Here is a 14,455-nt window from a genome sequence, read left to right as displayed (position 1 = left end):
ACGATCAGGGGCCATACCGCCGGTCACGACAGGCGGGTGAGACACTCCCCACAGTAGGTTACGTCCGATCGATTCGAACTGCCACAGGCGGGACAGCGGCCCGCGTTCGACTCGTCCGCATCGACTCCGGTACCGCGTGCGAGCGCGGCCAGGACGTCGTCGTTCGCGATATCGGCGGGATCCCGGCCCTGTTTGTGCGCCCACTCGGCGAGGAACGCGTCGTCGCGGAGCCGCTCCAGTCCGCGGACCAGACCCAGAAAGAGGAGCGTCGGTGCGATCATGACGAACCCGGCCACGGCGAGCCGGCCCGCGATCGAGTAGGTCCCCGGGTCGTCCATGAGTTCGGTAGTCTGCCGACGCAGATATGTCTCTCGCCGGTTAGCCTGTTGATATAGTAGCCTCTGAAAGTCAATGCACACCTGATCGCAGGATGGCTTTCGATCAGTGTGCAAATCGTTCCAGTGGCTACTATAGCTATCTGGAGGCGGCTACAGCGTTCCCGGCCTCGGCGCTGCCTTCGATGGTATGTATCCCGACGCCGATGCCGACGGCACGACCACACCGCGACTCTTGGCAGTCGATCGCGATCGAATCGGTCACGCGGCTGGTACGATGCGATGGAGACCGCCGCCGTCAGCGCCGATTCCGAGTACGTACACCTCACCGTTCGTGTCCCGGCCAAACGAGAGAGTTTGCTCGAGGGCCGCTTCGTCGTCGATCTCGATGACGTCGGTCGACCACTGTTCGTCGCTGTCGTCCGGTCGAACGGCAGCGAACATCCGTCCGTCCGACACGAGATCACCGAAGACGTAGACGTCCGTCAATGAGGGGAGTGTCGAGCCACGGTAGACGTATCCGCCAATGACCGACACGCCGCTCACGCCCGTCTCGTCCCCCGAATGTGAATACTCGACGATCGGATCGAGAAGCGGTTCGCCGCCCCGAACGTCCGCGGGCGTCTCGTCCGGACAGTCCTCGTCCCTGTAGCAGTGGGTCCCTTCCTTGATGTTCCAGCCGTAATTGCCTCCCTTCTCGACGAGGTTCACTTCCTCGTAGTCGCTCTCGCCGACGTCGGCGACGAAGCAGTTGCCGTCGTCGAACGACAGCCGCCACGGGTTCCGGAACCCCCACGCGTAGTACTCGTCGAGTCCCGCTCGACCGACCAGCGGGTTGTCGTCTGGTACGGTGTACTCCTGTTTGCTCGTCCGATCGTCGACGTCGAGACGCAGAACACTGCCTAGGAAGTCTTCGGTCACGTCCTGTCCACCGCCGCCGCCACCGCCGCCTGCACCGACGGTGACGTAGAGGTAGCCGTCCGGTCCGAACGCGATATCGCCACCATTGTGGAAGTCCTGTGGCTGCGGAATTTCGAGGACGGTCCGTTCGGAGTCACGCGTCACTCGCCTGCCGCCGTCGGTTACGTCGACGCTCGCGACCACGCCCGTGTGATCGTAGTCGTCCGGCGTCCCCGGTCGGCGCGGGGCGCTGTAGTGGACGAACAGCCGTCGGTCCTCGTCGAACTCGGGATGAAGGGCCATGCCCAGCAACCCTCGCTCACCGTCGGTCTCGACCGTCTCGCGCAGATCGAGGATCGGTTCGGCGAGACGGCCGTCCGACTCGTGGACGAGGACGCGGCCGTCCCGCTCCGCGACGTACCGTCGATCGACGCCGGGCACGAATTCTACGGCCAGTGGAAACGCCAGTCCGTCGATCAGCGTCTCGAGACCGACCGCCTCAGGCAGTCGGTCGAGCGCGTCCTGCGCTTCGTTCGTCCCGGATTCGTCCGCGGACGATCGCAACGCACACCCCGCGAGCCCCGTCATCGTCCCGACGGCCGCCATCGTTAGAAATCGCCGTCGGCCCTGCGGTGATCCCATAGGGTTCGGACGATCCCGAGACGGAAATACGCCTCTTCGACCGGTCGTGAACTACACGCGGCGTCGACTGATCGCAACTCCGATAGGTGGCTCGAAGTCGTATGCAACGAGCAGGCCACTCTGGTCGTGCCCGAAGATCAAAAATACGCGGCAAGAGCACGTAGCGGAAAACAGAGCCGAGTTCCTGAGCCCGTAACATACCAGTAGATAATCAATTGGAGGAGGTGAGCGATGGTAGAGAGCCGGAACGAACCTCGCCAGTACCACCACGTAACAACAACGAGACGTCTTGGGTGATCGGAAGATGACGGCACACTGGTCTCCTGTTAGCCAAGCTGTAGTTCACGCAATCGTATTTTTCCTAACATGTGGATTCAAACAATACCTGTAACATCACCGTTATGAGTTTGTACATTGCGACAGCATACAACCTGATGCTCGAACGAGATGCTTCGGACATACATCCGATGCCCGACCTCCAGACGACACCGGGGACGCCCGTATTACGTCACGTGAATTCTTCGTTGGGAATGAGTTATGTAATAAATAGTGGGCGTTCATCAGACGGTTTCGGGAGGAGATATGCTAGGGGTGTGCGTCGATGAATGTGTCGACAATAGTTCCGTTTCTCATCGTCTTCGGGACAGTCGTGATGTTCAGTTCGACCATCTATACGAGGACACTGTTGCAGCGACTCGATGAAAACGCCTATCGGCGACGGTGGCGCGGACTGCTCGTACTGATGGCGTTTTTTCTGGTCGGATACGTCGCTGCCCTCTGGGTTACGATCAGTGGATTCGAGGAGATATTCCGGATACTCACAGGGTTCGTTTTCCTGTTCGGTGCAGTGTTCGTCTTTCTGGTAGTCAATACCGGACTCGTGACCATCGACGAACTACAGCACAAGAGCGAGGCACTCCAGACCAAGATCGAGGAGGCGGAGAATGCCCGTCGCGAGGCTGTTCGTCTCCGGGAGAACGCGGAAGAGGTCAACCAGCATCTGGAGCAGAAGGCCGACGAGTATTCCGACGTGATGCAGGCCTGTGCAGCTGGCGACTTGACACGGCGGATGGATCCCGAGAGCGAGAACGAAGCGATGCGTGAGATCGCGATCGAATTCAACGAGATGATCACCGAAATCGAGTCGACCACCGAGTACCTCAAACAGTTCGCTGAGGACGTCGCGATCGCCTCCGATGAAGTAACGGCTAGCTCTGAGGAGGTCCGCTCGGCTTCCGAGCAGGTTACCTCGTCGATCCAGGACATCTCCGACGGTGCGAAGCGACAGAACGAGAGCCTCCAGTCGGTCGACGCCGAGATGAGTGGGCTCTCGAGGACTATCGAGGAGATCGCCGCCTCGTCAAACCAGGTGGCGGACCTCGCAGAACGAACCGCTCAGACGGGCGAGGAAGGTCGCGAAGCCGCTCAGGCCGCGATCGACGGGATGAACGAGATCGAATCCGAGTCCGATCGGGCCGTCGAGGAAATCGAGTCACTCCGGTCAGAGATCGAGCAGATCGACGAACTGGTCGAGTTCATCACCGAGGTCGCAGATCAAACGAATCTGCTGGCGCTGAACGCAAACATCGAGGCCACTCGCTCGACCGCCGAAGACGACGGCGGCTTCGACGTCGTCGCCACGGAGGTGAAAGAACTCGCAGCCGACACCAAAGAGGCCGCAGCGGACATCGAGGACTCGATCGAGCAGATCAAGTCCCAGACCCGCAGGACGGCCGCCGAGGTCCAGGAGACCAGCAACCGGGTCGCCGAACACAAGAGCGCGGTCGAGAACGCCGCACAGTCGCTCGATGATATTGCCACCTACGCCCAGCGGACCAACGAGGGCGTCCAGGAGATTTCCGCGGCGACCGAGCAACAGGCCGCCTCGACCCAGGAGGTCGTCGCCATGGTCGACGATGCGGCGACGATCTCGCGGGAGACGGTTTCCGAAGCGGAAAACGTTGCCGCAGCCGCCGAAGAGCAGACGAGCGCACTCACCGAGGTCTCGCGAGCCATCACGGACCTCAGCCAACAGGCGTCGGTGCTCGCTACGGAACTCGACACCTTCGTGACCGATGCGAACAGCAGCCCTTCATCGTTGTCGTCCGGCGATAGCATCGGCGGCGACGGGTCTCTTCCGGCGGTGGCCACTACGGACGCGGAGGAACTTGACCTCGCCGCCACTGCCGACGAGGACCTCGGACGGCCGGCCGACGACCCCAACACAGAACTCGGCGAGAGTGGCCCGGTCAACGAGTTCGAACCCGACGGCGAATCCCGGCCGTCGATCGATGACCGTTCAACCGAGCAAACTCGACCGCACGAACGCGGTGACGCCAACCGTGAGACCGTCGGCAACGAGGCGCCGGACGACGAGATGAAGCCGTCCGAAACCGAACCCGTTTGGTTCGTCGAAGCGGACGAAGACGAGTAAGGACTATGGTCCACCCGTATACGGCATGCTCTGGCAGTGGACGCATCGACTTGATAGCGGCCAGCTTAACCCATTGAAATCCGTTTGTTCCGTTCCGTTGAACACTCTGAGCGCCGAACCAACTTCACCGGCTCCATCGGTCGCTCCCGGCGGCGGAAAATATAAAACGCCGCTGTGTACTCTCAGTCGCTGATGAACTTGTTGTCCCGCCAGTTGACGCCGCCCTGCCCGGACCCCGAGTCTCGTGGCCCTTCCACGACTTCGATGTCCGCCGGTCGGGGTTCGCCCTCGACGATCCGCGTCGCCTCGAGGTCGCCGCCGCGCTCCGAAATCGCCGTCAGGGTGCCTTTTTCGGCCGCCTCCGCGATCCCACAGAGGACGAGGAACATCTCGTACTGGAGCAAGGAGTTCTGCAGGACGGTTTCGCGATCGCCCTTGAACGCGGCGAACTCGACCAGTTCCGATTCGATCTCCTCCTCCTCTTCTTCGTCCCAGCGGAAGGAGTTGCGGCGCTCGTCCGGGTCTTCCTCGTAAACCCGGTTTTCGGTGACGCTCGCCTTGAGCTGGGCCGTCGGCGTGTACTTGCTGACGGAATCGTCTTCCGCGACGGCCTTGAGAATGAGCGTGTTGTTTCGCCGCGTGATCTCTACGTCGGCGATCCCCTCCGGGAACTGGGCGTCCTCGACGTGCTCGCGAAGGTCTTCGAGTGGCAGTTCGAGGGTCGAATGCAGCCGATATACGTGTCTGGATTCCTCTGTTGACATAGTGGGAAGGTGTGCGGCGACAGTCGCTGAGTTACTAGTACGGGCGGGTGACTTATATGATCTGCTATTAAATGCGTCAGGGATACGTCTGGATAAATTTAACTCCCGTCCCTGAGGTGTTATTGCTCGGCGCCGAGCGTTTCGGCCAGTTCCCCGCGTTCGTCGAGTTCGGCGAGGACGTCCGATCCGCCCACGAATTCCCCGTCGACGAACGTCTGTGGGATCGTCTCCCAGCCGCTGTGAGCCTCGAGCGCGGCGCGGTACTCGTCGAGGGACTCGAGGACGTCGACCGTCTCGTACTCGTCGCGGTACTGGTCGATCAGTCCGAGCGCGCGACGGGAGTACCCACACTGGGGCATGAGTTTTGTCCCCTTCATGAAGAGGACGACCTCGTTGCTGGCGATCGTTTCTTCGACGTATTCGTCGACTTCGTCCTGATCGAGACCCTGGTTCGGTGGGAAGTCCATGCCCGTTCGTATGGGAGTGACCGGGATAGGCCTTGCGTCATTCACCACGATCGACGACGCACATCCGCGCTGGGAGTCGCTCGAAGGGCGTCCGGATCAGGCCGGATCCAGTCTCACTATCCGATCGTCGTCGGAGCGCGGAAACGTCCCGCTCGCCCGGCCGTCCCGGTTCGAGGTGAGCAGGAACAGCGACCCGTCGGGCCCCGGTTCGACGTGGCGCAGTCGTCCGTACGCACCGTCGAAGAGCGAGTGTGCGATCGCCGTGAACCGATCGTCGAGCCACGACGCGTCGAACGTGACTCCCGACTCGATCGTCGGGGGATCGTCCGCGAACAGCGAGACGGCGTACAGCGCGTTCGACCCCAGGCCGGCGACGAGGAGTCTGTACTGCCAGTTCGCGATCGCGTCGTCGGCGTAGAACGAGAGCCCCGACGGTGCCCACGTCGTCTCGCCGGTGTTGACGATCGGCGGAGACGCCTCGTCGTACTCGTCGTAGTTGCCGTACTCGGGGTCGTCCGGACCGCCGCGGACGACGTCCCAGCCGTAGTTCCCGCCCGGACGGAGGACCGAAATCTCGTCGCGAGCCTGCGGGCCGTGTTCGGCCACGAACGGCGTTCCCTCCGGCGTGAAGGCGATCCCCTGTGGGTTCCGGTGACCGAGCGTGTGCGTCCGTGAATCGCCGTCCGAGCCCCAGTCGGGGTTCGCCGCCGCCGGTTCCCCGTCGGGCGTCGTCCGGAGCACGGCACCCGCGAGCGACCCCGGATCCTGTGTCGCCGCAGGGTCCTCCGCGTCGCCCGTGAGCACCCACAGGTCTCCCTCGGGGCCGAACGCGATCCGCCCGCCGTTGTGGATCGTCGCGCCGGGAATCCCCTCGACGATCGGTTCGAGAGCGTCGCCGTCCAGATCGTAGCGGACGACGCGATTCGAGAGGCTGCCGGTCTCGGCAGTGTAGTAGACGAACAGGTCGGCCGGGTCGGGATAATCGGGATGTACCGCGACGCCGAGCGTCCCGCCTTCACCGGCTGCGGCCCGGTCGGGGAGGTCGTCACCGTCGAGGACCGTCTCTCCGTCGGCCGGCGTGAGGTCCGCCTCGCCGGTCAGGGCGTCGGTCGCGAACCGGGTCACACCGCCGTCGCGTTCGGTGACGAACGCGTCGTCCCCTGCGAACGCGAGGTCCCACGGAATCTCGAGGTCGGAGACGACGGTCGTCGCCGAGACGTCCCCTTCGACCGGGACCTCCCGCGGCGGTTCCCAGTCGGGTCGTTCCCAGTCGTCCGCGGGAACGCTCTCGGGCGTCGCCAGTTCGAGGTCGTCGTCCAGGAGTCGGCCGAGACAGCCAGCGGTCGCGACGCTCGCCCCGATCGCGAGGAGGTACTGCCGGCGGGGTGGCGATGGCATACTCGGGCCTACGGGTCGAGGGTTCAACAAGGCTCCTGAGAGAGTCGATCGGCAGCGTCGTGCACATCGACCTGGATCCGACGACAGTCTCACGTGAGCGGATTCTGGGCGAGAATTATCCCCTTCGGGGTGGTGGTAGACTGCATGGACGACGAAACCGACTTCGACGACATCCTCGTTCCGACCGACGGCAGCAAATCCGCACGGGAGGGGGGGAAACAGGCCATCAGGTTCGCAAAGCGCAACGGGGCGACCCTGCACGTGCTGTACGCGATGGATATGGGCGACGCGGACTACGTCGCCGTTCCGAGCGATATCGCACAGACCCGGAACCGCCTCGAGAAGAAAGGTCAGACCTTCGTCGACGAGATCGAAGCCCTCGCCACGGACGCCGACGTGCCCTGCGTCACGTCGGTCGTGTCGAATACGCCCGTCGAGGCCATCCGCAAGTACGTCGAGGAGAACGACATCGATCTCGTGGTGATGGGGAAACGGGGACGGTCCGACCCTGACAAGCCGCTCATCGGCTCGATCACGAACCGGGTGGTCGGCTCGCTCGACGTCCCCGTGTTCACTGCCTGAGCACCTCGATCCCGCGGCGACACCGCGTCGTTCGGGTCGGTCGGTCAGACGTAGAGGACTCCGACTACGATCGGCGAGAGGACGATCAGGACGAAGTTCAGCGCGACGCTGAGGACGACGAGCGTGACGGCGAGCGGGATCGTGACGGCGAGCGGGATCGTGACGGCGACTCCCGTGACCAGCCACCGTTTGCTGGATGATGTCGACGACATCACCGGAACTCCAATCCCGGTCCCCGTTCGCGCTTGGGTTGCAATGTAAAGCAATCTGACAGTGCGTCGAGGGATAACGTCGACTCCGCTGGCAGGATCTCGACGTTATGCGCCAGGACGACGGCCTCCCGCGGAGGGGACGGCACGACCACTCGAGGACGGGAGCCGTACGACCACTCGAGGACGGGAACGGTGGCGAGACCGATCGGCCGGTTCAGTCTGCCGCGGTCCGCGTCTGCAGGACGTCGACCTTCTCGGCCGCGTACCCGAAGACGTCCTGGTAGCCGTTGGGGGACATGAGCACTGGGTAGAACGACTCCTCGGCGACCTGCGTCTCGCCGTCGGCGGCCGCGAACGGGTTCCCCGGTTCGACCTGCGTAAAGTTATCGACGAACACCTCGTAGGTGTCCGCCTGGTCCTTGCGGATGACGTCCGTGAGTCGGAACACCGGGAGGTCGCGGGAGACGGTGTCACCGGGCAACGCGTCGACGGCGGTCAGGAACGCACGCGTCAGCCGATCGGCGTTCTCGGCGGCCGTCTCCGACCCTTGGAGCCCGCACTCGACCTCGACCGTGTCGATCTCGGAGAAGAGTCGCCCCTCCGCGAAGTTGCTCGTCTCGACCATCGCGGTGACCGGTAACTGGGGACAGATCTCCGTCGCCGTCTCGCTGATCTCGTTGACGATCGCGAACGGCTCGGCGTGGCTCTGCGTCGAGTGCATCGAGAAGGTGAGACAGTCCTCGAGTTCCTCGACCAGCCGGTCGGCGAGCCGTCCCTCGTGGGTCTTCGCGTCCGGATCGCCGGGGAATGCGCGGTTCAGGTCCTCGTCGACGAAGCGAACCCGTCGCTCGAGCGCCGCCTCGTTGGCGACGACGAGTTTGACCGGCCGTTCGACGGTCGGGCGCTCGTCCAGCAGTCGCTCGACGGCGCGGACGCCGCAGGGCTCGTCCCCGTGCACGCCCGCGACGACTGCGAGTTCAGGCGTCCCCGACCCAAGCTGGGCGACTCTCATCAGTATACGAGACGGTCCGGGAGCCCAAATGTGACACGGTTCGGACTCGACGGCGCAGGACCGGGACCGGGTTCGAGGGCGAGAACGAGGACGGAGACGCGTTTCTCACCGAATCCGGCGTCGGAGTGGCGCGCTCGACGGTCACACCAGCGACCGCACGACCTCGCCGACGGCGCGCCCCTCGGCGACCACGTCGCGGCGGTAGTGCATGTAGACGGCTCCAAGCGGCGGCTGGAGCAGGTACGCGAGCGCGATTGGCAGGATCGCCTCGGTCGGGAGCGTCTCCGACGCCACGGCGATGGCGACGGCGATCGAGAGGTTGCGCATGCTCGTCGCGTAGATCAGCGCGATTCCCTGTGCGGGCGCCACCAGCGTCCGGCCGACGGCCACCCCGATGACGAGCAAGACGGCATAGAAGAGGACGAGCGGAACGATCGTGATCGCCGACCCGATCGGATCCGAGAGGATCGCCTCGCTTCGCATCGTCATGGCGATGAAGACGATCGCCATCACGCCGAGAGAACTCGCGCCGCCGAACAGCGGTTTCAGCCGCTTGAAGCCGCTCGGTCCCTGCGTCCGCAAAATAAGTCGCCGCGTGACGTTACCCGCGACCATCGGGACGACGACGAACAGGGCCATCTGTCGATAGAGCGCGCCGGGTTCGAAGGCGACGCCGTCGCCCACGAGCAGGGAGAGGTACGCCGGGAGAACGACGACCGCGGTGAGCAGATTCGCGGCCATCGCCACCAGTGCGACCTCCAGGTCGCCGTCGGCCAGTCCCGTCCAGGCGGCCGTCATCCCGGACGTCGGGATGAGGGCAATGAGATAGAGACCGACGGCGTAGGCCGGGTTGCCGGCGAAAAACAGCCGCGCCAGGGCGACGGCGATCGCGGGCGCCACCGCGAAGTTGATCGCCAGACTGAGCGCGACCGGCGCGAGGTGGTCGCGAACGTTGAGCACCTCTTTGAGATCGATGTTGATCATCATCGGATAGACCATGAGGAACAGCACCGGGGTGATCGCCCCCTGCAGAAGGCGTTTGGTCCCCGCGTCGAGCACCTGTCCGGCGAGGAGTCCGAGCGCGAGCGACGCGACGACCACGTAGAGGAGGTTTTGCTTGATCCCCATGAGTGCACGCCTGATCATGCGTCCACCGTCCGTGCGACCTGCGATCGCGCGTTCGTCGACGTGCCGGTTCGGCCGTGCGGTTCGGGGGTCGATCCGGTGATCGACTCTCCCCTCGTAGGCACCACCATGTATTGTATGGATACCACTATACTACAAAATACTTCCGACACCGGGATGCGCGAGTCAGCCGTCGGGACAGGAGACGGGTTCGGAAAATAACAGTCGAATGGATAATCTGAATCCTGTTTTCCGATCGAACTATTTCGTCAGAACCGGCATATGAGGGGCCTATATCCGGTATCGGGGTGGGTAGTTCCGAACGAGTGAGACCCGTGGATCGGAATATATAACCAGAAAGTGAACCTCTTGTACCTGCACAGTCGTTCAGCAACGACTGGGGACAGGGAAATTGTATTGTATGATATTAGAAATACTATGGCCCAATATTTCGGGTGATGACGTCCGAATTTGCGATTTCGGAACTCGAGAACGGCGTCGGCGGCGGACCGCTGGTCAGCCACCAGGTCGGGAGCGGAGACGCAGTCGAGGACGGCACGATCGTCGTCGCCGAGCCGATACTGGCTCACAGAGCGAACTACGAGGACGCGATTGCGGCGGCCTCGACGCTCGCCGAGACGGATCACACACGTTCGACTCACACCGTGCAGTCGTGGAGGCTGCCCCCGACCCCTTCGACGGAGCGATTCACTTGCGGTACGGGCATCGTGCCGACTCTGAAACGACGAGTCCTCACTCGTCATGAAACGACGATATCGATCGCTCCGTTTCCCGTCTGCTACCCGCCATTCGACCCCCCTATTTCCGGATCGGCGAGTCACAAGGTATTTCATAGAATAGTGGAAAGTATACAATACAGAATGACAGACATCGACCTCACGACCACCAACGAGGACGGGTTCGATACGAGCAGCGCCATCGGTGATTTCACGGTCACCGTCGACCCCATGAACGAAACGGGGCCGAACCCTAACGAACTACTCGTCGCTGACTACGCGTCGTGTTTCCTTCCTGCGGTTCGATTGGGTGCCCGCAAGAACGGGATCGACAACCTCGGCAAGATGGAGATCGACGCCGAAGCGGACCTCGACGACCACGACAACCTCGAAGCGATCCGGTTCGTGCTGTACGTCGAGGCCGCGCTCGAGGACCCCGACGAACTCGCCGCGATCGGCGAGCAGTATTGCCATATTCATACAACACTACGCGACGAGCTCCACGCCGACGTAACGGTCGTCGACGACGCGTACTGATCACTCCTCGAGCGCCCGAGCGTACTCGCGATCGATCGGTCGCGCGGTCGGTCGCTCGCCGTCGAGCGAAATCCGCCACCCGTCGATCCGTGAGGGATTCTCGAGGGCGTTCGTCATCGTCGTCCGAACCTCGAGGACGTCGACACCGTAGTAGTCGTTCGGGACGCCCTGGAAGTACTGCAGGGCGGTCCGGAACAGGGATCGCATCCCGTCGTCGTCCTCGAAGTCGACCCGTTTGTACGTTCCCGCGGCGACCTGTACCATTCCGTGAGCGAAGGCGCTCTCGGTAGTTCCGCGGCCGTAGTTGTACCACTCGTCCTCGAAACAGTCGTGTGATTCGTGGTACGCGCCGGAATTGAACAGTCGAACGCCGTGGACCACTGCCCGCCTGAGGGTCCCGTGCTCCCAGCGGCCCTCGTCGGCGTCCCAGCCGGTCGGGTTCCCGGCCGGCGCGCCGACGGTCGGGTCGCGGGTGTGGTCATCCATGGTACTCCTTGAGCCAGTCGACAGGTAACTCCGTTGGTCCGATCGTGTCCGACCCGTTCGCCACGCGGGTCAGAAGCGACGCCGTCGGCCCGTAGGCTTATCCTGATCCAGTGCTACGCTCCGACTAGATGAAGTACCCGTACGGGAACTGCCAGAACTGCGGGGAGCGACTCTACACGCACGTCGACGGCGGTTACCAGTGTCACAACTGCCAGCAGCGGTATCCGGAGGACGAATTCGACATAGCGACGGCCTGACAGAACCCCGGCCTCGGTACCGCGTCCCGTCTCCCATCGATCGTCGCGGAAATCGCAGCGTATTCATACGGCACTACCTTACTATCGGCCGCGTGCGAGGGTAGCCAAGCGGTCAACGGCGGCGGACTCAAGATCCGCTCGTGTAGACGTTCGTGGGTTCGATTCCCTCCCCTCGCATCGCAGCGAAGCGCAAAGACGCGCTGAGTGAGATGCAGGAGGTCTCGAACTACGCCGAGGTTCTGCGTCACAGGCGCAGGTTCTCGGAGGTGGTTCGATTCCCTCCCCTCGCATCGCACGCGGCGCAAAGACGCGCCGACCAAGATGCGGAAGATCAACACGGAGCGATCTTCCCTCGCAACTTCTGACGGACCCTGATCGAGACGACGAGTGACCAGTCCGACCGGTGTCGATTCGGCTCACCCCGTCCGATCGGCTGCGAAGCACCTCCGACGGAGTTCGAACCGTCACATCCTTTTCACTGGTCAACACACCGTGTACAATGAGCGATGCTGACGACGCGCGCCGGCGGGCCGAAGTCGCCGTCCGCGCAGCTAGGGCTGGTGCAGAGGTCGCTTCGGACGCCTTCCGATCGGGGATCGCCGTCGAGACGAAAGACGGGAAGACCGACGTCGTCACGCAGGCCGATCGGGACGCCCAGGCGACCGTCGTCGAGGTCCTCCGGGAGGCGTATCCGGACGACCCGATCGTCGGCGAAGAGGCGGACACGCTGAAAGCGGTGCCCGAGACGGGACCGGCGTGGATCGTCGATCCGATCGACGGGACGAACAACTACGTCGACGGCATCCGGGCGTTCGGAACCGCGGTCGCGACGGTCGTCGACGGCGACCCGATCGCCGGAGCGTCCGTCTTCCCCGAACTCGGGGACACGTACCGCGTCGGGCCGGACGGCGCGTTCCGCAACGACGACCCGCTGTCGGTCACCGACCGGACGGATCCCGAGACCGCCACCGTCTGTCCGACGTTCTGGTGGGACTACGACGAGCGCGGTCAGTACGCCGCCGCGACGCGGGGGATCGTCGAGCGGTTCGCGGACCTCCGCCGGTTCGGCTGTGCACAACTCGAACTCGCGATGGTCGCCGCCGGTGCGCTGGACGGAGCCGTCACGAACCTCGCGATGAACCCGTGGGATTCCGTCGCCGGCGTCCAGATGATCCGCGAGGCGGGTGGCACCGTCACCGACCTCGCGGGCGATCGCTGGCGACACGATAGCACGGGTCTCGTGGCCTCGAACGGCGAGATCCACGACGAGGTGCTGGCGGTCGCCCGCGAGGCCGCGGCCATCGAGTAACCCGACCGGGCCAACCGCGGGTCGGCCGGACGGCTCGGTGCGCTCGGGAACGGCGTCGCCGCGGCCACCCGACCGCCTCCAGCGCGTCAGAAATCGGAAACGGTAAGCGGGCCCCGTTCGGGATATCGTCCATGGACGAGTATATCGAACGGTACGGGGCCGAGCGAATCTGGGCCGCGACCGTCGTACTCCTCGCCGCCGGGGTGGCACTCGCCGCGACAGTGTTCCCCCAGCGCGTTTACGTCGATCTCATCTGGCAGTACTACTGGGGGCCGGTCGTCGCCGACGCGCACGGCTGGAGTTGCGTCGCGTGGAACGGCGGCACACCGGTCGAGTGCGGTCCGGAGACGACCGGGCCGACCGCCGCACCCGGCTACACGTTCGTCTCCTACGCGGGCTACATTCCGACGCTGATTCTCATGTCGATCGGCGTCGTCCTCCTGACCCAGCGCTTCGAGATCGAACGCTACCGTGCGGGCTTCTACGGGCTGTTCCCGTTCTTCCTGTTCGGCGGCGCATTACGAGTCGTCGAGGACGCGAACGTGGCCGCCTACCGTGCGACCGGCCAACTCCCGATCGATCTCCCGTGGAACGGGTTCCTGATCAGCCCACTTATCTACTTCACCGTCTTCGCGATTACGGTGCTCGCGGCGATCGTCTCCGTCTGGCTCGATCGGAAGGACGCCGTCTCGGGCTACGAGTACCCGCTCTTTGCGATCGGTACCGGACTCCTCGCCGTGACGCTCGGGTTCCTGGGGTACCGTGCGGCGACGACCGGGTACGTAACGTTCTATCCGCTGCTCCCGCTCGCGACGCTCGGCGGGGCGACCGTTGCAACGGCGATCACCTGGGCCGCGATCCAGCGGTTCGCACCCGAACTGAACCGGGGCACGCGCTACATGGGGATCGTCGTCATCTGGGCCCACGCGGTCGACGGGGTCGCGAACGTCATCGGACTGGACTACGCGACCTACTTCGGCCTCCCGGCGAACCTGGTGCCGAAACACCCGATCAACGCGGCGATCGTCGACACCGCGGGCGCGGCGTGGCCGTTCTTGCTGGTAAAACTCGCCGCCGCAGTCCTCGTCGTCTGGCTGTTCAACGAGGAGTTCTTCGAGGAGAGTCCCCGCTACGCCTACCTGTTCATGGTCATCGTCGTCGCGGTCGGCCTCGGTCCGGGAACCCGCGACATGCTCCGGGCGACGTTCGGGGTCTAGGTCGTCGCGCCGATCGATCCCCGTGTCCGACAGTATATACC

At 63.9% G+C, this 14,455-nt stretch carries 14 protein-coding genes, 1 tRNA gene and 1 pseudogene; 7 read left to right on the top strand and 9 right to left on the bottom strand.

Annotation, left to right across the window (positions count from 1 at the left end; all coding sequences use genetic code 11):
• Nucleotides 1-23 precede the first annotated feature (23 nt).
• On the bottom strand, nt 24-338 hold the full coding sequence (locus AC6I6X_RS05510) for a DUF7577 domain-containing protein (RefSeq protein WP_497929490.1): 315 nt from the start codon (nt 336-338) through the stop codon (nt 24-26).
• A 258-nt stretch (nt 339-596) separates the two neighbouring features.
• On the bottom strand, nt 597-1,877 hold the full coding sequence (locus AC6I6X_RS05505; RefSeq protein ID WP_497929489.1) for a PQQ-dependent sugar dehydrogenase: 1,281 nt from the start codon (nt 1,875-1,877) through the stop codon (nt 597-599).
• 913 nt (nt 1,878-2,790) lie between these two features.
• On the opposite strand from AC6I6X_RS05505, the pseudogene AC6I6X_RS05500 reads away from it, so the two are divergent.
• Nucleotides 2,791-3,972, top strand: a pseudogene (locus tag AC6I6X_RS05500) (methyl-accepting chemotaxis protein); the annotation flags it as partial.
• Nucleotides 3,973-4,493: 521 nt separating this feature from the next.
• On the opposite strand, the gene AC6I6X_RS05495 reads toward AC6I6X_RS05500, so the two are convergent.
• The 3 genes from AC6I6X_RS05495 to AC6I6X_RS05485 all read right to left on the bottom strand — a co-directional run bounded on the left by AC6I6X_RS05495 (nt 4,494) and on the right by AC6I6X_RS05485 (nt 6,940).
• On the bottom strand, nt 4,494-5,075 hold the full coding sequence (locus AC6I6X_RS05495; RefSeq protein ID WP_497929488.1) for a DUF7110 family protein: 582 nt from the start codon (nt 5,073-5,075) through the stop codon (nt 4,494-4,496).
• 119 nt (nt 5,076-5,194) lie between these two features.
• Entirely contained in the window at nt 5,195-5,542 is a 348-nt protein-coding gene (locus tag AC6I6X_RS05490) for a glutaredoxin family protein (RefSeq protein ID WP_497929487.1), read from the bottom strand.
• A 96-nt stretch (nt 5,543-5,638) separates the two neighbouring features.
• Nucleotides 5,639-6,940: a PQQ-dependent sugar dehydrogenase gene (locus AC6I6X_RS05485; RefSeq protein ID WP_497929486.1), complete on the bottom strand. Its 1,302-nt coding sequence runs from the start codon at nt 6,938-6,940 to the stop codon at nt 5,639-5,641.
• 144 nt (nt 6,941-7,084) lie between these two features.
• Here AC6I6X_RS05485 and AC6I6X_RS05480 point away from each other — a divergent pair, with 144 nt between their 5' ends.
• Complete coding sequence (locus AC6I6X_RS05480) at nt 7,085-7,522, top strand: universal stress protein (RefSeq protein WP_497929485.1); 438 nt, start codon at nt 7,085-7,087, stop codon at nt 7,520-7,522.
• Between the two features lie 44 nt (nt 7,523-7,566).
• On the opposite strand, the gene AC6I6X_RS05475 is transcribed toward AC6I6X_RS05480, so the two are convergent.
• The 3 genes from AC6I6X_RS05475 to AC6I6X_RS05465 all read right to left on the bottom strand — a co-directional run bounded on the left by AC6I6X_RS05475 (nt 7,567) and on the right by AC6I6X_RS05465 (nt 9,892).
• Nucleotides 7,567-7,734: a hypothetical protein gene (locus tag AC6I6X_RS05475; RefSeq protein WP_497929484.1), complete on the bottom strand. Its 168-nt coding sequence runs from the start codon at nt 7,732-7,734 to the stop codon at nt 7,567-7,569.
• Nucleotides 7,735-7,948: 214 nt separating this feature from the next.
• Complete coding sequence (locus AC6I6X_RS05470; RefSeq protein WP_497929483.1) at nt 7,949-8,746, bottom strand: M14 family metallopeptidase; 798 nt, start codon at nt 8,744-8,746, stop codon at nt 7,949-7,951.
• 141 nt (nt 8,747-8,887) lie between these two features.
• Complete coding sequence (locus AC6I6X_RS05465) at nt 8,888-9,892, bottom strand: arsenic resistance protein (RefSeq protein ID WP_497929482.1); 1,005 nt, start codon at nt 9,890-9,892, stop codon at nt 8,888-8,890.
• An 860-nt stretch (nt 9,893-10,752) separates the two neighbouring features.
• On the opposite strand from AC6I6X_RS05465, the gene AC6I6X_RS05460 reads away from it, so the two are divergent.
• Complete coding sequence (locus tag AC6I6X_RS05460; RefSeq protein ID WP_497929481.1) at nt 10,753-11,145, top strand: OsmC family protein; 393 nt, start codon at nt 10,753-10,755, stop codon at nt 11,143-11,145.
• Here the strand turns inward: AC6I6X_RS05460 and AC6I6X_RS05455 are convergent, their stop codons facing one another.
• Entirely contained in the window at nt 11,146-11,631 is a 486-nt protein-coding gene (locus AC6I6X_RS05455) for a DUF309 domain-containing protein (protein WP_497929480.1), read from the bottom strand. It abuts the gene before it with no gap.
• Between the two features lie 128 nt (nt 11,632-11,759).
• On the opposite strand from AC6I6X_RS05455, the gene AC6I6X_RS05450 reads away from it, so the two are divergent.
• The 4 genes from AC6I6X_RS05450 (at nt 11,760) to AC6I6X_RS05435 (ending at nt 14,414) form a co-directional block, all read left to right on the top strand.
• Nucleotides 11,760-11,888, top strand: a complete 129-nt coding sequence (locus AC6I6X_RS05450) for a hypothetical protein (RefSeq protein ID WP_497929479.1) — start codon at nt 11,760-11,762, stop codon at nt 11,886-11,888.
• A 94-nt stretch (nt 11,889-11,982) separates the two neighbouring features.
• A tRNA-Leu gene (locus AC6I6X_RS05445) sits at nt 11,983-12,065 on the top strand.
• 322 nt (nt 12,066-12,387) lie between these two features.
• Nucleotides 12,388-13,197, top strand: a complete 810-nt coding sequence (locus AC6I6X_RS05440) for an inositol monophosphatase family protein (protein WP_497929478.1) — start codon at nt 12,388-12,390, stop codon at nt 13,195-13,197.
• A 131-nt stretch (nt 13,198-13,328) separates the two neighbouring features.
• Nucleotides 13,329-14,414 carry a DUF63 family protein gene (locus tag AC6I6X_RS05435; protein WP_497929477.1) on the top strand — a complete coding sequence of 362 codons (1,086 nt, stop codon included), beginning with the start codon at nt 13,329-13,331 and terminating at the stop codon, nt 14,412-14,414.
• Nucleotides 14,415-14,455 lie beyond the last annotated feature (41 nt).

The organism is Halosolutus sp. YCN4 (assembly GCF_059736495.1).
The sequence above is the reverse complement of the archived record's forward strand: the minus strand, read 5'-3'. Positions and strand labels throughout refer to the sequence as shown.